The sequence below is a fragment of the Exiguobacterium sp. s193 genome, from assembly GCF_018618755.1.
Lineage (GTDB): Bacteria > Bacillota > Bacilli > Exiguobacteriales > Exiguobacteriaceae > Exiguobacterium_A.
In genome coordinates this window covers 61,444-80,707 of the sequence record NZ_JACSMR010000010.1, presented here as the reverse complement: position 1 = coordinate 80,707, position 19,264 = coordinate 61,444, and the positions used below count along the sequence as shown (strand labels likewise).

Annotated in this window: 17 protein-coding genes; 6 read left to right on the top strand and 11 right to left on the bottom strand. The window is 49.8% G+C overall.

Features of this window, described 5'->3' with window-relative positions; genetic code table 11:
• Positions 1 to 173: 173 nt before the first annotated feature.
• Positions 174 to 1,700, bottom strand: coding sequence for a methyl-accepting chemotaxis protein (locus KNQ04_RS12045; RefSeq protein ID WP_214851008.1), 1,527 nt, complete (start codon positions 1,698 to 1,700; stop codon positions 174 to 176).
• Positions 1,701 to 1,907: 207 nt separating this feature from the next.
• On the opposite strand from KNQ04_RS12045, the gene ypfJ reads away from it, so the two are divergent.
• Positions 1,908 to 2,753: a KPN_02809 family neutral zinc metallopeptidase gene (ypfJ, locus tag KNQ04_RS12040; protein WP_214851007.1), complete on the top strand. Its 846-nt coding sequence runs from the start codon at positions 1,908 to 1,910 to the stop codon at positions 2,751 to 2,753.
• Between the two features lie 273 nt (positions 2,754 to 3,026).
• On the opposite strand, the gene KNQ04_RS12035 is transcribed toward ypfJ, so the two are convergent.
• Both KNQ04_RS12035 and KNQ04_RS12030 read right to left on the bottom strand, forming a co-directional pair.
• The gene (locus KNQ04_RS12035; protein WP_214851006.1) at positions 3,027 to 3,410 is read right to left on the bottom strand and encodes a nuclear transport factor 2 family protein; all 384 of its coding nucleotides are present in this window, start codon (positions 3,408 to 3,410) and stop codon (positions 3,027 to 3,029) included.
• A 14-nt stretch (positions 3,411 to 3,424) separates the two neighbouring features.
• Complete coding sequence (locus KNQ04_RS12030) at positions 3,425 to 3,907, bottom strand: Rrf2 family transcriptional regulator (protein ID WP_214851005.1); 483 nt, start codon at positions 3,905 to 3,907, stop codon at positions 3,425 to 3,427.
• Positions 3,908 to 4,118: 211 nt separating this feature from the next.
• On the opposite strand from KNQ04_RS12030, the gene cydD reads away from it, so the two are divergent.
• Together cydD and cydC are read left to right on the top strand one after the other, a co-directional pair.
• A complete protein-coding gene (cydD, locus tag KNQ04_RS12025) occupies positions 4,119 to 5,849 on the top strand; it encodes a thiol reductant ABC exporter subunit CydD (protein WP_214851004.1) in 1,731 nt (576 codons plus the stop codon).
• Positions 5,846 to 7,561 (top strand): thiol reductant ABC exporter subunit CydC, encoded by a 1,716-nt coding sequence (gene cydC / locus KNQ04_RS12020; RefSeq protein ID WP_214851002.1) that lies wholly within the window; start codon positions 5,846 to 5,848, stop codon positions 7,559 to 7,561. Before cydD ends, cydC begins: the two co-directional genes overlap by 4 nt.
• A 58-nt stretch (positions 7,562 to 7,619) precedes the next feature.
• Here cydC and KNQ04_RS12015 read toward each other — a convergent pair whose 3' ends face one another.
• On the bottom strand, positions 7,620 to 8,123 hold the full coding sequence (locus KNQ04_RS12015) for a hypothetical protein (protein ID WP_214851001.1): 504 nt from the start codon (positions 8,121 to 8,123) through the stop codon (positions 7,620 to 7,622).
• 151 nt (positions 8,124 to 8,274) lie between these two features.
• Here KNQ04_RS12015 and KNQ04_RS12010 point away from each other — a divergent pair, with 151 nt between their 5' ends.
• Positions 8,275 to 8,922, top strand: coding sequence for a cyclase (locus KNQ04_RS12010; RefSeq protein ID WP_214851000.1), 648 nt, complete (start codon positions 8,275 to 8,277; stop codon positions 8,920 to 8,922).
• 244 nt (positions 8,923 to 9,166) lie between these two features.
• Here KNQ04_RS12010 and kynB read toward each other — a convergent pair whose 3' ends face one another.
• Genes kynB through kynU form a run of 4 tightly spaced genes read right to left on the bottom strand, consistent with a single transcriptional unit; the run spans position 9,167 to position 13,334 of the window.
• The gene (kynB, locus tag KNQ04_RS12005; RefSeq protein ID WP_214850999.1) at positions 9,167 to 9,790 is read right to left on the bottom strand and encodes an arylformamidase; all 624 of its coding nucleotides are present in this window, start codon (positions 9,788 to 9,790) and stop codon (positions 9,167 to 9,169) included.
• Positions 9,791 to 9,803: 13 nt separating this feature from the next.
• A complete protein-coding gene (kynA, locus tag KNQ04_RS12000) occupies positions 9,804 to 10,643 on the bottom strand; it encodes a tryptophan 2,3-dioxygenase (RefSeq protein ID WP_214850998.1) in 840 nt (279 codons plus the stop codon).
• A gap of 20 nt (positions 10,644 to 10,663) precedes the next feature.
• Entirely contained in the window at positions 10,664 to 12,046 is a 1,383-nt protein-coding gene (locus KNQ04_RS11995) for an amino acid permease (RefSeq protein WP_214850997.1), read from the bottom strand.
• A 10-nt stretch (positions 12,047 to 12,056) separates the two neighbouring features.
• Positions 12,057 to 13,334: a kynureninase gene (kynU, locus tag KNQ04_RS11990; protein ID WP_214850996.1), complete on the bottom strand. Its 1,278-nt coding sequence runs from the start codon at positions 13,332 to 13,334 to the stop codon at positions 12,057 to 12,059.
• 110 nt (positions 13,335 to 13,444) lie between these two features.
• Here kynU and KNQ04_RS11985 point away from each other — a divergent pair, with 110 nt between their 5' ends.
• Together KNQ04_RS11985 and KNQ04_RS11980 are read left to right on the top strand one after the other, a co-directional pair.
• A complete protein-coding gene (locus KNQ04_RS11985) occupies positions 13,445 to 14,071 on the top strand; it encodes a TetR/AcrR family transcriptional regulator (RefSeq protein ID WP_214850994.1) in 627 nt (208 codons plus the stop codon).
• Between the two features lie 54 nt (positions 14,072 to 14,125).
• Positions 14,126 to 14,578 (top strand): DUF4385 domain-containing protein, encoded by a 453-nt coding sequence (locus KNQ04_RS11980; protein ID WP_214850993.1) that lies wholly within the window; start codon positions 14,126 to 14,128, stop codon positions 14,576 to 14,578.
• A gap of 148 nt (positions 14,579 to 14,726) precedes the next feature.
• Here KNQ04_RS11980 and KNQ04_RS11975 read toward each other — a convergent pair whose 3' ends face one another.
• The 3 genes from KNQ04_RS11975 to KNQ04_RS11965 all read right to left on the bottom strand — a co-directional run bounded on the left by KNQ04_RS11975 (position 14,727) and on the right by KNQ04_RS11965 (position 18,961).
• Positions 14,727 to 15,923, bottom strand: a complete 1,197-nt coding sequence (locus KNQ04_RS11975) for an MFS transporter (RefSeq protein ID WP_214850992.1) — start codon at positions 15,921 to 15,923, stop codon at positions 14,727 to 14,729.
• A gap of 216 nt (positions 15,924 to 16,139) precedes the next feature.
• On the bottom strand, positions 16,140 to 17,201 hold the full coding sequence (locus tag KNQ04_RS11970) for an acyltransferase family protein (RefSeq protein ID WP_214850991.1): 1,062 nt from the start codon (positions 17,199 to 17,201) through the stop codon (positions 16,140 to 16,142).
• Complete coding sequence (locus KNQ04_RS11965; RefSeq protein WP_251137025.1) at positions 17,198 to 18,961, bottom strand: CDP-glycerol glycerophosphotransferase family protein; 1,764 nt, start codon at positions 18,959 to 18,961, stop codon at positions 17,198 to 17,200. The genes KNQ04_RS11970 and KNQ04_RS11965 overlap by 4 nt, the downstream gene beginning before the upstream one ends.
• Positions 18,962 to 19,264: the final 303 nt, after the last annotated feature.

Genomic DNA, 19,264 nt, shown 5'->3' with positions numbered 1-19,264 from the left:
TTTGTGTGATTTTTAAAAATAGACAATTGGTTCCAGACGGTAGACAACCTCTTATGAAAGTTGGAGAGCTATTGTCTTGTTGTTATGAAAGAGAAGCCTACATACAGAAAACACCGATGCTTCCGTATGAAAAACGGGAGCATCGGTGTTTTGGTTTGTCCAGGACGGAACGTTTATGATCGTTCGACGTGGTTCGTCAATTCATCGACGAGCAGTTCAAGTGAATCCGTCATCTGATCGAGTGATTCGGTCATCGTCTCGAATTCGTGTTGGACGCCGGCTTGTTCTTGCAGTCCGGCAGCTGTCGATTCAATCCCGCGACGCACCTCAAGCGAAGCGACACGTGTCGTATCCATCCGTTCTCCGATATCAAGCATCTGTGTGCCGACACCTTGACGTGCCGTTTGAATGGAACAGATGCTCTGTTCGACATGTTGGATCATCCCTGTGATATCCGCGAACGTCTGACCGACCCGTTGCGTCATTTGTCGGTTTTCCGTCAGCGTATCGGCATAGGCTTGAGCCGTCGTTTTGATTTGTTCCGTATCCTCGACGAGGGCATGCAAGACGTCCGTGACTTCATTTGCGTAGCTCCGCGACTGGACGGCGAGATGACCGACCTCGGTTGCGACGACGGCAAACCCACGTCCCGCTTCACCAGCCCGTGCTGCTTCGATAGCTGCGTTGAGTGCAAGCAAGTTCGTTTGCCCGGCAATCGCTTCAAGGCTCGCGAGAATCGTTTGGATTTTATCAGAGCGTCCCGTCATCGCCTCGACCGATTGGTTTAAGCGATTCGTCGCTTCGACCATCGCTTCGACCCGTTGCTCCATCAACTGCATCTCGTCGTTCCCGCCACGGGCCGTTTCCGTCATTCGGACTGCCGTCTCTGCCGTTGCGGCCATCTGTGCTTGAATCGTCGCGATGGCTTGATTGACTTGTTGCAGCTGGTTGGTCCCGTGTTGCATCGATTGATGTTGTCCATCGGCTGAGTCGACGATCGGTTCGATGGCAGCAGCGATTTGATTCGTCACGACAACAGAGTTCGCTGCCGCTTGTTTTAAGTGTGTCGTATTAGTTTTTAAATGACTGACGAGGGCTTCGATTTGTTGGCTGACATTCGTGATCAGCGCATCAGCTTCTGTTTCACGTGTCATCGCAGCCTGACGTTCCCGGTTTTGGACGGATATTTGAATGATGAGAGCACCACTCGTCAAGAGTAAGAACACAGCGTGAATCATCAATAAGCTAAACGGATAATCGTTTGTGCCGCAAATCAAAGTCGGGGCCAAAAAGAACCCGGCAAAATGTTGAATCGCGAATAACACCGTGCTGATTAAAATTAAGTCAATCCGACGGAAGTAGGCAATCAATGCCAAGACCATGAAAATCGAGAAGTGATATTCGACGAGTCCTTCTCCACCAGCAACGATCGACATACTCGTCAAGGTGAGGGATAGCGTCAGGAGTAGAGCGACGTGCTTACCCTTCGGATGAAGGCGGTAAAGGATAAAAGCACCGATTAGAAACAGCACAGGGATTACGGCGATTACCGTTAATGTCGCGAATGATGCAAGGTGGGTTCCACGCAATTCGGAAATCCCTTCTCCGAACGCCGTGAAACGATGGAGCCCGTGGACAAGCAAGGATAAAACGACGATAAGAGACGTGATGCCGAGCATGAGTTGATGACGACGTTTCATAAAATAAAATTCCTCCGATTTCTAGTTGAAAGTAAAACAAAACAGTTTCTTGTTTTGTTAAGCGTATCAAGACTATCGGTCGCGCCAGAACGTTTGTTGAGTGGGAAAAAAAGTTATTCGCACATTCATTATTTTTCTAAAAGAATGTGCATGAACCAATGCCGGAACGGGTATATAAAAACATCGAAATTTGTAGGAGGAAAACGCATGAAGTGGAAGGGAAGAGAACGAAGCTCGAACGTAGAAGACCGTCGGGGGATGGGCGGGAAAGGAGTCGCCGGAATTGGGGGTGGACTCGGAATCATCATCTTGATCGTCGTGACGTTGATGGGTGGGAATCCGGCTGATTTGCTCGGTGATTTATCCGGTTCAGAAAGCGGTACGAACTCAAATTATCAAGAAACAGCGAAAGAAAAAGAAGCTGCCGACTTTGTTTCGGTCGTGCTCGCCGATACGGAACGGGTCTGGACGAAGGAATTCAAACAAGACGGGATGACCTACAAAGAACCGACACTCGTCCTTTATACCGATCAAGTCAGTTCCGCGTGTGGACAAGCCGGAAAATCAGTCGGTCCTTTTTATTGTCCGGGTGATCAGAAATTATACATTGATTTGAGCTTTTATGATGAATTACAAACTAAATACGGGGCACCTGGCGACTTTGCGATGGCTTACGTCATTGCCCACGAAGTCGGACACCACGTCCAGACGCTACTTGGGACATCAGACGAAATCATGCCGCTCCGCCAAAAGATGAGTGAAGAAAAATTCAATAAGTATCTCGTCCGCTTCGAACTGCAGGCTGATTATTATGCCGGTGTTTGGGCGCATCATGCTCAAGGCGAAAACTTGTTAGAAGAAGGAGATCTCGACGAAGCACTGGGTGCTGCCAATGCTGTCGGGGACGATACGCTTCAGAAAAAAGGGCAAGGATATGTCGTACCGGAAAGTTTTACGCACGGGACATCGAAACAACGAAAAAGCTGGTTCCAAAAAGGTTTTGATAACGGAACGATTGAAGGTGGCGACACGTTCAAGGCAGCAAACTTATAAGTGGGTGACTTCAAAAAGAGACCGTTCCGAGTGGGGAACGGTCTTTTCAGTTTGTTGTATGTCTTGACACTACATGTTAAGGAATCCCAAAACCAATTCGTGATTTTTTTTGGGTTCAAGGCAATGGTAAGCATCGCTTGAAGCGGCGCGATGCTTGTCCCAGGAAAACGATTCGAGGTGAACAAAAAAAGCGCAATCCTTCTCGTTAGAGAAAAATTGCACTTTGTCTTCAGTCTGAAGAGACCGTTCCGAATGGAGAACGGTCTCTTTTGGTTAGTCGTTGTAATTGTTGAACATCTTCGCATCATCCGGCACATTCGCAAGATAGACGATTTTTCCGTCCGCATCAAGGCGGGCGATATCCGTCCCGTCCTGCGTGAAGACCGTTCCGTCAGCCCGCTTGCCGCAGACGGCCCAGCGTGTCTCGAATGTATCGGCATCTGCTGACGGCAGCCAGGCTTCATACATATGTTTGATGTCCTGGTTGGCAGTGAAGACCATCCGGACGAAGTTTTTCCAGGCGTCGATGCCATGTTGCTCGTGTCCGTTCAGGACGAACGTGATGTCGTCCGAAAAGAGGGAAACGAGGTCACTAAAAGCTTGTTCGTCGGTCCGGGAAGCGTCAAATAAATCAAAGTAGCGGTCAAGTGTAGTCATGAATAAGTCTCCTTTTAGTTGCGAATCATTTGTTGTTCGATCAAGGCTTGCAATGTCGTTAAGTGGTCAGAGGGACAGTTCCGATCGATTTCCTGTCGGAGCGACCCGATTGTTTCGCGTTTTAAGGTCGATTGCCAAGCGTCTTCTGCTTCCGTCATCAAGTTCGACAAGAGACGGACGTTCTGTTCCTTGATGCCCATTAAGTCTTCAAAGACACCACTTGAAGCATAAAGGGATTGTTTTCCTTCGATGGCTTCGTAGACGTCAAAGATGCGAATCCGGTCGGAAGGTTGATTCAGACGGAAACCGCCTTTGACCCCCGGGACAGACAGGAGGAGGTCGGCACTGACGAGTTTACGTAATAGTTTTTGAAAGTACGTCGGTGAAGCGCCGAGCTGCTGACTGATGAACTCACCGGGTAAAAGTCCTTTCTCCGGCAAAAAGGTCAGTAACAGCATCGCGTAGACGGATTGTTCGACTCCGGTTTTCATTTGCATGGTAATTCGTCCTTTCTGTATAACGTGGATAACTGTTGTCTATAATAGTGAACGTTAGCAATTTTGTCGAGTAAAGTGCTTCTCACAAAACCGTCACACCTTTGGAGCGGCATTCTCATGGCAACTAAACGAAGGATTCGGTATACTGAATGTACGATATGTGAAAATATTCACTAAAAGTCGTTCACAATTTGTGAAGGGGCGTTTTTATATGAATCCACTTAAAGGAATCATCTCGATTCCACGTACGATCATGTTGCAATTGATGCTGGCGGCTGTCCTGATGGGGATTGCGGTCATCGGTCAATCGTACTTGATCGTCATCATCGTCGACCGCATTTTTCTCCAAGGGGACGCCTTTGCGGCAATCGTTCCGCTACTCGGTGTCTTACTGCTCATGCTGATGTTGCGGGTCGCTGTCACGTACTGGAACGGACGGCTCGGGACGGTCCTCGCGGCGCGTGTCAAACAAGACATTCGCCAGGCGCTCGTCGCGAAGTATACGACGAGTTCCGTCGAAGTGATGTCGCAAGGACAGTCGGGACAAAAGGTCAGTGTATTGCTTGACGCGGTCGATGAGATGGACAGCTATTACAGCCAATACTTGCCGAAAGTCATCCAGACGTCGATTGTTCCCTTGATGGTGCTGATCGCAGCATTCAGTTATGACTGGATTACGGGTCTCGTCATGATGATTACGGCACCGTTCATTCCCTTGTTCTACATCGTCATCGGGATCATGACGCAAAAGCGTGCCGATACGCAGCTCGAGAAGATGACGGCGTTCTCGGGGACCTTCCTCGATACGCTGCAAGGCATCACGACGTTGAAGTTGTTTGGTCGCGCGAAAGCACAGCAGGATGTCATCGAACGGAGTAGTCTCGACTTCCGCGATGCGACCTTGACCGTACTGAAGCTCGCCTTCTTGTCATCGTTGATGCTTGAGTTCATCTCGATGCTCAGCATGGGGATGATTGCGCTTGAGGTCAGCTTACGGTTGATTCTCTTCCAAAGCATCACCTTTGTTCCGGCCTTCTTGATGCTTGTGCTTGCACCGGAGTATTATTTGGCACTAAAAGAGATGGGGGCAGCATTCCATACCGGACGGGGAAGTGTTGCGGCGGCGAAACAGATTGCGTCTGAACTGACACAAGATGACCGGGGTGTAACGTTCGGGTCGGTTGATTTACCGACTGCGACCCCACCGCGGATTGAACTGAAAGACGTGGACTTTACGTATCAGGATGAGCGGTTTGCACTGACCGACGTCACGCTCCGGATTGAACCGTATCAAAAGATCGCCTTGATTGGACGAAGTGGTGCCGGGAAATCGACCGTCCTGCAGTTACTCGCGGGACTAGCGGATCCAAAGAACGGCGAAGTGCTCCTGAATGGTCAGCCACGCGCACAAATCACGGAAACGAGCTGGTTCGGACAGCTCAGTTATATCTCGCAACATCCTTACCTGTATGCGGGGACACTCGCCGACAACATCGCCATCGGTGAATTACGGGAGGCGACGCGGACAGACATCGAGCGTGCGGCAACTGCCGCAGGACTCAAAGAACTGATTGCGAGTTTACCGGACGGGCTCGACACCGGAATCGGTGAAGGGGGGCGCGGTTTATCAGGTGGCGAAAAACAACGGGTCGCACTCGCCCGTGCCTTCTTAAAACGACCGAACGTCATCTTGTTCGACGAACCGACGACGGGACTCGACGTCAAGACGGAACACCTGTTACAGCAGGCAATCGAGGAACTCGGACGGACGGCGACCGTCATCACGGTCGCACATCGTCTGCATACGATTGAACAGTCAGACAACATCGTCATTTTAGAGGCCGGCCGGATTGTCGACCAAGGCACACATGAGGCGCTACTCGCGCGGGATTCAGAGTATGCACGGATGCGTGCCGTCCAACGAGGGGAGGAAACACGATGAAGGAATTGATGGGTATTTTTCGATTGATGCTGCACCAGAAACGGGATATCGTCCTCTCGATTCTCTTTGGTGTCCTTGCCGGGATCACGGCGGTGGGTCTGTTTGCAGCAAGTGGCTTCTTGATTTCCAAAGCGGCGCTGTTGCCACCGATCCAAACACTCGCTGTGCTGATTGCCTTACAAAAAATATCAAGCCTGACGCGTGCCGTCAGTCGTTATGCAGAGCGTTATTACTCGCACCGGGCGACGTTTACAATTTTGAGTGATTTACGGACGACGTTCTACAAACGACTCGAACCGCTTGCTCCGGGAATCTTCGCGAAGTATCGGAGCGGTGACTTACTCGCACGAATCGTCGGCGATGTCGAGAGTCTGCAAAACACGTTTTTACGTGTCGTCTATCCGCCGATCATCCTCGTCCTCGTCTTTCTGTGTACAATCTTTTTCGTCAGCTTCTTCTCACTGAGTGTCGCGCTCGTTCTCGTGTTCGGACTGTTCTTGACGGGATTCATCATCCCGGGCTGGTTCGCTTACCGGGAACAGCGTTTCGCACGGACCGTTCGCGCACGGCGCGGGGAACTCTCGACGGAAGTGACAGAGTTGTTCCAAGGTTACCGCGACTTAAAAATCTATCAGCAACTCGGAAACAAAGAGACGGAACTGAACGAAGTCGCAGCCCGCTATGTCGCAGAAGAACGGCGCAACGGACTACATGCCGTCTCGAACCTTGCGCTCAACACACTGGCGACGTTAGTCATCTCGTGGCTCGTCCTCGGACTCGGTGCCTACCTCGTCGCGGACGGTCAACTCGATGGTGTCTTCCTTGCATTGCTCGTCATGACCTCGTTGACGGTGTTCGAAAATGCGGCACCGATGGCGATTTTACCCGGCTTCTTCGAAGACAGTCGTCATGCTGCACGACGGCTCGATGATGTCGTGACGGACGAAGTCATTCCGACATATCCTCCGTTTGAACTGGGCGCGGCTCCGACGCTTACGGCGACGGACGTCACGTTTTCATTTCCGGGTGAAGTCCGGCCCGTCCTCCGTGACGTCAGCGTGACGTTCCCCCGTGGCTCGAAGACGGCGATCGTCGGCGCGAGCGGCTCCGGGAAATCGACCTTGCTCCAACTGTTGCTCCGGATGTATCCAGTAGACGGAATCACGATTGATGGTGTCCGCGGAGAAGAAATCGATCCGGAAGCCTTGTGGCGACAAACGAATGTCGTCCTGCAACAGAATCATTTCTTTTACGGAACGATTCGTGAAAACTTGCAACTCGCACATGAGGAAGCGACGGATGAAGCGATGGAATTGGCGTTGCGGCAGGTTGATTTGACGTTTAGTCTGACTGACAAGGTGCTCGAGAAAGGGGAAAATCTATCGGGAGGCGAAAAACAACGGCTCGCGCTTGCCCGGATTTTCTTACGCGAAGCACCGCTGTACTTGTTGGATGAACCGACGTCATCCGTCGATGCCTTGACGGAACAGATGATTTTACGTCAACTGTTCGTGCGTGCGACAGACGCAACTGTGTTACTCGTCAGTCATCGTCTCGCAGGCCTTGAACAGATGGATCAGATTGTCGTCATGGAACAGGGACAAGTCATCGAAGTCGGAACGTATGATGAGTTGATGAACCGACAAGGTGCCTTCTACGCATTAAAACAAGTCGAACAATCTGTCTTTACACCGGATCAACTCGCCTATTAAACAAATAGGATTCGCTTGTGCCACGAACGGCGCCAGCGGATCCTGTTTTTCGTCTGGTTTACCGAGGTACGTTGAGCCACCAGTGGTGGAGGAGCAGGAACGAGCTACTGACGAGGAGGATGGCATAAGTAAAGATAAAAAAAGTCGCGCCATTAAAAATCTGATCATTCATATGGATGTCGAAGACGGATGTGATCGAGCGAATGTACTCTAAATCATGTGTCATCCCTTCTCGGTGCATCAAGTGATCAATCAAGTCAGCCCGGTACGTCCGGTAGTGATGGATTTGATAGATTGAACCGAACAGTACGGAACTCCCGCTGAGCAGCAGCAAAATCGTCAATCCGGATGGACGGACTTGAAGACGGTGCAAGAAACGGATGACGGAACGGACGCTGGTGACGAATAAGAAGATTAACAGCAATGCGAATAGAATGGCCGGATTGCCGTTACCGGAACTGACTTCAGGTGAAACGGACATCGCATGACTGAAACCAAACAGACCGGCTTCGACGAACAGGAGACCGACAGCGATCAATCCATCATTTCGTTTGGAATCCATTTTGCACCTCCGGAGAATATGTAACGGATTCAGTGTACAAAACAATCGCCGGCGCCAGGTGACGATTTTTCTGCAAAATGGGAATGTGATTTTAATGGACCTTGTAAGGAATAGATGGTAAAGTAAGGAAAATTTAAAAGGGGGAAGCTCGATGGACATCCGTCACGAAACGATTGCAGTTGGGGAGCAGCTCGTTTCATATACGCATTATTATTCTGAGTCATCGCACGTCTGTTTTTTATTGTCAGGTGCAAGTTATGTCTACAACCATCCGTACTTTTACTATAGTCGGATGATGTTGCTGAATCATGATGTCAATATCATTGAGATTCACTATATGTCGGACGACGTCTATGATTTGCCGGACGAGGAAGCGGACGACGAAATCCTTCGCCGGATCGATGCCGTCATTACGAAAGTCTTACAAGAAAAAACCTATCTGGCGCACCAGTTCATCGCGAAATCCCTTGGAACGGGTCCGCTCGTTACGTTGATGCAACGACCGGTTTTTTCGGAAGCGACAGTCATTTTACTGACGCCGCTTTTGACCGTGCCCTTCATCGCGGAAGGAATTGCGGCAAGCCGGCAACGGGGATTACTCGTCATCGGCGATGCGGACCGTTTTCATGAAACGTCGGCACTCGAACGGTGCCGGGCCAGTAACTTAACGGTTGAGCTGATTCCTGGAGCGAATCATTCGTTAGATATCGGTTTTCAAGTCGATCAGTCGCTTGCGACGGTTGCGCATGTGACGAAACGGATTGAAGAAACACTTTTTCCCGTGACGGTAATTCGTTGAACGGTGTTGTCTATCGTTTCTAGGCGAAGTGAGTGACTGACAAACGCGTCTTCCTTCTCGTGCTTTCCTCGGGTGAGGCGCAAGCCGTTGCTACCAAGTAGCAGGGTCTTGTCTGCCTCTGACAGCGCAAAAATCGTGCGCTTTTCCCCGTAGGAGTCACGAAAAGTAAAACGTTTGTCTGAAGGTTACTTCACTACAGTCAAAAAAGAACGTCCTCGAAAAAACGAGAACGTTCTTTTTTTATTCAATATGGACGTAATAACGCACGGACCGGGCTGCCGTCACCATCGACGAGTGGGAGCGGGACAGCGTTCAGGTGGTAGTCTCCAGGTGCGATTCTATCGAGGACGAGGCCTTCTAAAATATGCACACCATGGGTCGCAAGTGCGTGATGGGCAAGCATCTCTTTACTATCGATCGCATCGACGGACGGAAGGTCGAGACCAATCAGTTCGATTCCGAGAGCACCGAGTCGCTCTGCGAGACTGGGTGTCAGGACGGGAATCGACTCAGGGAAAACCGATTTATCGACCCAGCCGTCCGTCTTGATGATGAGACGGCGGACATCGGTCAAATCGAATCCGTCGAGGTCACTTGCGACGAGTTCTGTCCGACCGGGTAAGTAGATGACCCGCGCATGACCGATATATAGATCGGGGTCAAGTTCGATGACTTTCTTGCCGGCATCGTCAAAGTGAAACGGCGCATCGATATGTGTACCGGTATGCAAGCTCATCGTGACCTTACCGACGTTGACGGACCCTGTGTCGGCTTTACTCCAACTGATCGTATAGTCGAACTTCGTATCTCCCGGCCATGTCGTCACGGACGAGGACAGTGGTTGTGAAACATCAATCCAGCGGTTCATCAGGAATTCCCCCTCATAATTTTGTGCGGACGGACCAGAGTTCCGGGAAGAAGCGGTGGTCAAGGACACGACGTAGGTAACTGACGCCGGACGAGCCGCCCGTACCCGGTTTTTGTCCGATGATCCGTTCGACCGTACTCATGTGATTGAAACGCCACATTTGTTGTTGGCTGCCGATATCGAGTAACTTCTCACCGAGTTCGTACAGGTCCCAGTATTGTTCGACATCACGGTAAACTTCACCCCAGGCGGCTTCGACACTTGCGTCAGCTTCCCAGTCCTGTGTGACATCGCGTTCAAGGATTGCAGAATCAATCGCGAGACCGCGTCGTGCCATCGCACGGACGGTCTCATCGTAGATGCTGGGTGTTTTTAAATCAGTGTTCAGCTGGGCGAATAATTCTGTTTCATGTTCGTAAACACGCAGCATCTGCGCGTTTTTAAAGCCGAGTGCAAATTCGATTTGCCGGTTTTGATAGGACTGGAAACCGGACGAGTGCCCGAGGGAATCCCGGAACTCAAGGTACTCTGCCGGTGTCAACGTCGAGAGGACGGACCAGGACTGAATCAATTGTTGCTGAATCTTTGAGACACGGGCGAGCATCTTAAACGAACGTTCAAGTTGATCGTCCGCAATCGCCTTCGTCGCAGCCGTCATCTCGTGCAAAATCAACTTCATCCAAAGTTCGCTCGTTTGGTGGATGATGATGAACAGCATTTCGTCATGATGATCTGATAAACGGTGTTGGCTGCTGAGTAAAGGATTTAGCTGTAAATAATCCCCGTACGACATATCTTTCTTAAAATCCGTTTGAATCGTCGACTCGATTCCATTTTGACCGGTCTGTTCCATTCCAATCGATCCCCTTTACGTTAAAGTGATTGTGAACGTTTCTGTTGATCTGCTTGCGGTGGATGATTTCGTTTCCAAAACGCGTAGGCAATCGTCAAGAAAATCAACCATGGGATTCCGAACTTCAGGACAATTTGGAAGTCCGTGAACCATGTCGTGATGACGAGCGCAACTAACAAGATGGCACCAAGCGCCGTCAAATACGGATAACCCATCATCCGGACAGGTAGTTTCCGCCCACCGTCCCGTTCCCAGGCTTTGCGGAAGTAGAGGTGGGAAATGAAAATCATGAACCATGTGAAAATCGCACCGAACATCGAAATGCCCATCATGAACGGGTACGAGACGCTCGACTGGCTGCTGATGACGGCAGCAAGGAAGATGCCGAGTGTTGAGACACCGAGTGCGAACAAGGGAACACCTTTTGCGTTCAGACGACTAAAGATTCTCGGTGCATAGGTTGCTTTTGAGAGTGAGTACATCATCCGCGTCGAAGCGTACAATTGACTGTTCATCGCCGACAAAGCTGCTGTCAGGATGATGAAGTTCATAATCCCGCCTGCATAGGGAATTGACAGGAGCTGCATCACTTTGACGAACGGACTTTGGTCAATTCCGCCGGCTTGTTGCCACGGGACGATCATTAACATAACGGCAATCGTCAGGACATAAAACGTCGACAGGCGGAAAACCGTCGCTTTTAATGCTTTCGGCACGGCAACGTCAGGGTCCTTTGCTTCACCCGCTGTGACCGCGATTAATTCTGTCCCGATAAAGCTAAAGAGTGAGATAAAGACAGCGACCCACAGACCGGAAATTCCGAACGGCATGAATCCGCCATCGTTCGTGAAGTTTTGCGGACCGATTTCCGGTGCCGGACTACCGATGATCAAGTACGTACCAAGGACGATGAACATGAGAATGGCACTGATCTTGATGACGGAGAACCAGTATTCAAACGTCGCAAACGTGTGGACCGTCGTGGCATTGATATAAATGAGTGCACCGGCAAACAATAAAATCCATAAGTACCCGGGAACATCCGGGAACCAGTACTTCATGTAAATCGCGATCGCACTGACCTCGACCCCGATGGCAAGAACGTTCGCGACCCAGTACGAGTAGCGGACGAGGAAGCCGGCGTAGGGACTGATATACCGTTCGGCAATCGTTCCGAATGCACCGGAAGTCGGATGGGCGACCGTCATTTCAGCGAGGCAGCCCATCAGTAATAAGACGATGAAGGCGCCGATCGCATAACTAATCAGCACACTGGGTCCGGCAAGGCTGATGGCGAGACCGCTTCCGAGAAATAGCCCTGTCCCGATGGCAGATCCCATCGCAATCATCGTCAGTTGACGTGTTTTTAAGTCACGTCGTAGTTCAGTAGGGTGTTCTTTCATGATGTCCTCCTTACGCGACGACTTCGCGTTCATTTGCGAATTGCGCGTATTCCTTCTCTTTCATAATGGTCTTCAGCGTCGCAACGACGTCGTAGACATCGCTAAACGTATTGTACAACGCGACCGGTGCGAGGCGGACGATGTTCGGTGCACGGAAGTCGGGAATGATGTGATGGGCTTTTAACGCTTTACAGATCCGTGCCGCTTCCCGATGTTCGAGACTCAAGTGGGCACCACGTTGCTTATGATCGCGAGGACTTCCGATGAAGAAGCCGTACGGTGCAAGTTCTTCATCGACAAGACGCATCATATAATCCGTCAAGGCGAGTGATTTTTTCCGGACGGCGTCAATTCCGACTTCTGCGAACAGTTCGAGGGCACCGATTTGCGGCGCGAGACTTAAGACATGTGGTGTTCCAATCTGGAAGGCACCCGCATCTTCTGCTGGCGTCAATGTGTGATCCATGTCGAATTGTTTGTCCTTGCGCGAACCGAACCACCCGGTTAAACCGGGGAGTGTCCCGAAGTGCCGCTCATGGACGAATAGACCACCGACGGTTCCCGGTCCACCATTTAAATGTTTATAGTTGCACCAGTACGCAAAGTCGACGCCCCAGTCGTGAAACGCATGGGGGACGGCGCCGACGGAGTGACAGCCGTCAAAGCCAATCAGGATGCCCCGGTCATGGGCGGCTTTCGTCAAGCGTTCCATGTCGAGGACTTGTCCACTTCGGTATAAAACGGTCGGGAGGACGATTAAGGCGATGTCATCCGTCATTGCGGCAATTAAATCCTCTTCGTCAAGGAAACGTCCGTCACGACTCTCGACTTGGACAAGGTGCTCGGCTGGGTCGAGTCCACGTAAGCGAAGTTGGCTTTGCAGTGCATAAATGTCTGACGGGAACGTCAGACTGTCCGCTAAAATTTTCGTCCGTTGTCCGCTCGGCGCAAAGAACGTCGAGACGAGTTGATGCAGGTTGACGGTCGTCGATCCTGTCACCATAACTTCGTTTGCGCGCCCGCCGACAAGGGGGGCGTTTAAGGTCGCGAGTTTTTCCGACAATTCGAACCACGGATGACGCCCCTGCATCCAACCGTCAATCCCGAGTTCGCGCCAATCAGCAAGCGACTCCAGTAATGTCTGTTCGGCACGTTTGGATAAGAGACCAAGTGAGTTGCCATCCATATAAATCGATCCTTCACGGAGATAAAATTCATTGCGGTATGGTGCAAGCTGGTCTTGCTGATCCATTTGGACTGCCTCTTCACGGTTTGCGGTAAGTGTCATCTCGGTTCCTCCTCGAACTGAATCCTTAATCAATTTTGACAAAAGCGTAGCAAACAAATTGACACTGTGTCAATATTATTGGATAACGAAGCAAAAGGAGTGGTGTGAGGATGAAGGAACCAGCACAGGCGAAAGTCGACAAACGTCATCTACGGACGGTACGAACGCGGGAGAAGCTGCTCGTTGCGGCACGTGACGTCTTTTTGTCGCAAGACTTTCAAACGGCAACCATCTCACAAATCATCAAACAAGCGGGAGTCGGTTACGGAACGGCATACGTTCATTTTGAAGGGAAGGATGAATTGTTGATCGTCTTGATGGAAGACGTCATGGACCGGTTTTACAAAATTGCCGAGCAAGTGTTTGAGCCACGTTCGCGTGCGGACGCAAAACAGCAGATTTTGGAACAAGCGACGGCCTTTCTTCGGCTCGCAGACGAGGAGCGGGCGATGCTCCGTGTCGTCGAGCAAGCGATTGGCGTATCGTACGTCGTTCGGACGAAGTGGAAACAAATTCGGGAACGGTTCATCGGACAAATCAGCCAAGACATCTTATATGCCCAGCAGCAAGGGCTGGCCCGAACGGATCTTAATCCGAAACTCGTCGCCCGCGGGTGGTTTTTCGCAAATGAAATGTATTTGTTTGAAGTCGTCCGGGGAGAGACGACGGCGGCGATTGATGAGATTGCGCGGACGCTGACGGAAGTGTATGCCCATGGATTGTATCGAGAAGATTAAGCGAAGGCATGGCGGGGAATTGTCCTGTAATTACCAAAAAGGGATGTGGGAACCGTGGCGTTTGATTATGAGATCGATTTCGAGACAACGGACTTTCGGAAAGAACCGGAAAAGTACCGAGTCGGACGGGGAGAGCAAGGTGTCCTGCTCGTCGAACCGTACAAAGGTGAAATCCTGCCGCATTGGCGGTTCAAGACACCGGACATTGCAAAGGAATCCTCCGAGAAAATCTATGCGATGTACTTAGCTTACAAAGAAGCAGGGGATTTTGTCGGGATGGACATGGCGCGGAAGTTCATTCAGATGGGACACACGCGTGCCCGCCGTTATGCGAATTATCCGGGAGGACGGAAATATAAGGATAAAGAAAAAGGCGAGCTGAACGAACGGGACATCGACCCGGAAAAAGCAAAATCCGCTGAAATCTTTCAAGAGAAGTGGGATTTGATCCGGGCCGATGAAGAGTACCTGAAGTTAAAAAAAGCCCATCAAAAAGCATATGGTTGAAAGGAAAAGAGCGACGAAGTATCGAGAAGAATCTCATTAAAAATTCAAGTAGGCTGTCAGTCTTCTTAGATATCGTACGACAAACAAAGAGTAGGACGGTCTCCGCTTTACATCCGGAGACCATCCTACTCTTTTTGGTGAATTTAACTTAAGAAGTGCGTTCGACTTTTTCAATCAACCGGGACTGACGGCGTTGCCATACGACAGAGCCGACTAACGTCACGGCGAGGAAGACAAGTCCAAGCATGAACGGATATAAGATATTGACGTCATACAGCAGACCGGCAAGTGTCGGTCCGAGGACGTTTCCGATGCTCATGTAGGCATTGTTCATCCCCATCGCGAAGCCTTGCTCGTTCCCGGCGAGTTTTGAAATCATCGTGTTCAAGACGGGCCGTAAAATCGACGTCGCGAGGAAGATGACGAGCGTAACCGCAAAGAACCCACCGTAACTCGAGGCGAAGAGTGAGACGAGGAACCCGAGTGTCGCAATCAATAAAAAGATATTTAATACTTTACCTTCACCAAGACTCCGTGTGATCTTGTCGACGATAAAGATTTGAGCAATGACACTGATGATACCGGTCGATGTCACCATGACGGCGATATCTTTCGGTGAAGCACCGAATTGGTTATCGATGAAGAGGCCGAGGACGGATTCATACGCCATCAGACCAAAACTCATGACCAGTGTAATGACGAGCGGGACGAAGTATGGTTTTTGGAACGACGCACCGATTTTACTGAGCATCGATCCTTCGTCCGGTGCCATCGCTGTTGCATCATGGACATCACTTTCTTTGAGCAACAAGATGCTGAACAAGACGGCGAGCCCCGAGACGAGAGCTGAGACGAGTAGCGGCAACTTTAAGTCATATTCGGCGAGGAATCCGCCGATTCCCGGTCCGATAACGATTCCGAGCGACATCGCGGCTGAAACATAACTGTTTCCTTTCGCCCGTTGATCCATCGTCGTGATATCGGCGACGTAAGCAAAGATTGCCGGAATCAGCAAGGCGGCACCGATTCCGCCGATTGCGCGGGACAGATAAAGAATCGCGACCGAGTTCGAGAAGTAAAAGACGAACATCGACAGTGTCAGACCAATCAGTCCATAGATGATCATCTTGCGACGGCCGTATTGATCGGCCCATTTTCCGGCAATGGGAGACATGACGAGCTGGGCGCCGGCAAAGATGGCGATCATCAGCCCGGCAGCCGTTCCCCCTTGCCCGATGGAGGCGAGATAAGCGGGCAGAATCGGAATGATGATCCCGAAGCTCCCGACGGCGATGAACATGTTGATCATCAAGACCGTTAATTTTTTACGTTGATCCGCTTGCAAGGGGACCCCTTCTTTCTGCGCGCTTATGTAAGCGATTATTGTGTCATCCTTATCATCTTAGTTTCAAGAGAAAGTCTGTGTCAATTTAGAGAGCTGAAAAAGCTGGATTGATTTTGAAATGGATACGGAAAAAGGGATTGCCATCTGAAAATCGATGGACAATCCCTTTTTTTCTCTGGATGAAGTCACCTGCTTCTAGACGTATCAGGTAAAGCATCAGCTTGTTTTCTTGAATAACCAATTCACATTCGGCGATAACAATGGGCGCAAAATTCGGACGACCGGGCGACTCGACAGGACAAAGACAAGAACTGTCGCGAGCAAGAGCCCTAAGCCGATCAACAGAAACGGTGATTCTGCGATGGCCGGTGGTAAGGAATCGCGGAAGAGACGGACGATGAACGAATGAAGTAAATAAATCGCTAACGTCTGAATCCCGATTTCGTCAAACCGTTCACCGAAGGAGCGTCTTGGGATGATCAGGAGCACAGAGAAAATCATGACCGTACTGATGGCATAGAGAAACAGCTGTATGGTTGCTCCTTTGAGGAGTGAAACGTCGAACTCACCATACGTATCCCGGTAAAAGAGCCACGCCGTATCAAAACCGTTTTTCGTCCACATCGCCATAAAGACGGCAATCGATAGTGAAACAACGAGACCTACGAGACGTCCGGCAGGTCCCGTCAACCGATCACGGAAGCCGTCAGCTGCTAGCCAGCCCCGTTCCTTGACAAGATAGCCCATCAAGAAGAACGGGTAAAAGCTGATCACCTTTTGAAGCGACAGGAAATTTGTGATTGCCCCCGGATTCGCATTGATCAAAAGCGCAACGGCCACACTGATCACGAGCGGGAAACGTAAAATAAGAAACCCGGGCGTGACGATTTGCCAGATGATGATGCCGAGCAAGTACCATAACGTCCAGCTCGGGACGAGCGGATGAAGTAACCCGTCGACAAGTCCTGTGAGCGTCTTATCGTTAGCATATGCCAGGTAAACTTCATGAATCGATTGCCAAATGAAATACAAAACGACGAACGAAATGATTCGTTTTGGTCGGACTTGTTTGAAGAAGTACCCACTCATGAAAATGAAGGCAGGCATGTGCAGCAAGTAGATGACATTGTAGGCGATTTGAACCGAATCATTGCCATCGAGATTACGGAACGTCTCAATCAAATGACCGAAGACGACCGTAAAAATCAACAACACTTTGTAATTCCCGAGCCAGTGATCGTAAGCCGGCACGGGAATCGGCTTTGGAGCAACGGTCATTTGTTCTCTCCGAGAATGATTTGATCAACGAACCGGGCACTGGATTTCCCGTCCTGATGTTCAAAGAAATACTCGGCGAATGCCTTGACATTGTCCATTTCAAAGTCTTCATTTTTAATCCGTTCAATCAATTCGTCTGACGTTTTGACGATAGGTCCAGGTACGAATTCTTCGAAGTCATAATAGAAATCACGTTTTGAGATATAGTCGTCTAAGTCATAGGCGAAGAACAACATCGGTCGGTTCAAGAGTGAGAACTCAAAACATGTCGACGAGTAATCCGTAATCAAGATATCTGAGACAAACAACAATTCGTTAATTTCACGGTGATCCGTCAAGTCGATGAAGAAATCCGCATAGAGTTCTGGAATTTCCATCCGGCGTCGGACGAACGGATGCATCTTCAAGACGAACACATACTCTTCATGGAAGGCTTCGTATAAAGCATCCAAATCGAGTTGGTCGAAGTCGTAATAGGCACTCTTCGCGCCATTACCGCGGAAGGTCGGTGCAAACATGATGACTTTTTTTGTCTTGAACGTTGGATATTCTTCATAAATCCGCTCTTTTGCGGCAGCGATGTACTCTTCGTCGAAGAACATGTCCGTCCGCGGGATACCAGTCGCGACGACTTGATTTTCGCGGAGACCGAATCCTTCCGCGTAGTGACGCGCGACGTTGTGTGAGCTGACGATTGCTTTCGTATAGTTCCGGTGGCTAAGCGAGTTGGCGCTTGGACCGCCTGGTTTACCGAGACGGCTGTAACCGAACGTCTTGAATGCTCCGACGGCATGCCAGACTTGGACAAGATCCGTTCCTTTACGGATGTTGAGCGGATAAATCATCGGATAAAAATCATCGACGAGAATCGTTTTGGCTGTCGCCAAGTGATACGGCAACATGAATTTATCACGCCAGTCGCGACGGGATTGAAGATTTGGTTTGAAGAATGTCTTAACGTCAAGGTTCAAATCGCGCCGCTCGATTTCGTCGAGAATGTAGGCGAAGTTTCCACTGACATCACTTCGTGAATCGGAAGCCAGTAACACTTTATTCTCTTCGATCGGTTGCGTCCATTTCGTGACGTTATAGATGGCTTTGAACATAAAACGACGGAATTTGAAGGCCCGTTTCCGAAAATTTTTTTTGTATTTATTATAGCGGTCAAGCAAACGGATTAGACGTTTCGACTCTCCGCGCTTTAGGGAATGGAAACTTAAGGTATTACTGTATTCTGAGTGCTGAACGACCAGTTCATATTCAAGCTTAAGCAAGACATTACTGTGTTTTGTATCGACACGGTAAAGGACCGGAATCAACGAACGTGTGTCGCCGAACGGGGCTTCATGTAAAATCGAATCACCTTGGACGATTGCGAAAAACGCATCAAAGTACCCCATCGGTAAAGGACGTCCTGTCGGTGTGATGTGATTGAGGTCTAACTGACCACTGAACGTTTCTTCAGTCCAGTCCCCCTCGAACGGGAAGCGGAGAATGAACGTCCGTTTATTCCGTTTGTTCCGGAAGATGATGGCACGCTCCAAAGGAATCGCTTCTTCTGGTGCCTCTGACTGAATGTAGTCATCTTCTTGCTCGATTTCTTCTTGTGGATGTGTCGTTGGATTTTCAAAAAGAAGTTGCTCCGCCTGAAGAAAATCAGTTAATCCAAACAGACGTGCCTCAAAACGAAATGTAGTTCCAGCAAGCTCTAAATAGTCGACTTTTGCTTGTAAAGTCGGCAATGGTGTTTCTTCTGTCAAAACAATCTCTCCTCACTCAAATGATTACAATGTATTTACACAAAAGTAATAGGTTTTTAAAATCACCACGAACATAGTATAGTTGTATTAGAAATCACCAATCATTATATCGTGACAAAGCAAAAAAAATAGTGCTTTGTATATTTTTTTTGTTTTTTTAGTCAAGACCGTGTACTTGTAATCCAACTCTAATTGAAGATATACCCACATCGCTGGCAAGTGGAAACAAAAAAAGATTTTTGACAAGGGAGGGAAGCAGGTCGTTTCATGACAGCGCCGTCACGCGACGGATGAGGCATCTGC

Excerpts from the sequence above, each read along its gene's own strand:
- cydC (WP_214851002.1), top strand. The coding sequence starts at position 5,846 with ATGAAGGAATTGATGGGTATTTTTCGATTGATGCTGCACCAGAAACGG.
- KNQ04_RS11985 (WP_214850994.1), top strand. The coding sequence starts at position 13,445 with ATGAAGGAACCAGCACAGGCGAAAGTCGACAAACGTCATCTACGGACG.
- KNQ04_RS12045 (WP_214851008.1), bottom strand. The coding sequence starts at position 1,700 with ATGAAACGTCGTCATCAACTCATGCTCGGCATCACGTCTCTTATCGTC.
- KNQ04_RS12035 (WP_214851006.1), bottom strand. The coding sequence starts at position 3,410 with ATGACTACACTTGACCGCTACTTTGATTTATTTGACGCTTCCCGGACC.
- KNQ04_RS11995 (WP_214850997.1), bottom strand. The coding sequence starts at position 12,046 with ATGAAAGAACACCCTACTGAACTACGACGTGACTTAAAAACACGTCAA.
- KNQ04_RS11970 (WP_214850991.1), bottom strand. The coding sequence starts at position 17,201 with ATGACCGTTGCTCCAAAGCCGATTCCCGTGCCGGCTTACGATCACTGG.
- KNQ04_RS12030 (WP_214851005.1), bottom strand. The coding sequence starts at position 3,907 with ATGCAAATGAAAACCGGAGTCGAACAATCCGTCTACGCGATGCTGTTA.
- ypfJ (WP_214851007.1), top strand. The coding sequence starts at position 1,908 with ATGAAGTGGAAGGGAAGAGAACGAAGCTCGAACGTAGAAGACCGTCGG.
- KNQ04_RS12015 (WP_214851001.1), bottom strand. The coding sequence starts at position 8,123 with ATGGATTCCAAACGAAATGATGGATTGATCGCTGTCGGTCTCCTGTTC.
- kynB (WP_214850999.1), bottom strand. The coding sequence starts at position 9,790 with ATGAACCGCTGGATTGATGTTTCACAACCACTGTCCTCGTCCGTGACG.
- kynU (WP_214850996.1), bottom strand. The coding sequence starts at position 13,334 with ATGACACTTACCGCAAACCGTGAAGAGGCAGTCCAAATGGATCAGCAA.
- kynA (WP_214850998.1), bottom strand. The coding sequence starts at position 10,643 with ATGGAACAGACCGGTCAAAATGGAATCGAGTCGACGATTCAAACGGAT.
- KNQ04_RS12010 (WP_214851000.1), top strand. The coding sequence starts at position 8,275 with ATGGACATCCGTCACGAAACGATTGCAGTTGGGGAGCAGCTCGTTTCA.
- cydD (WP_214851004.1), top strand. The coding sequence starts at position 4,119 with ATGAATCCACTTAAAGGAATCATCTCGATTCCACGTACGATCATGTTG.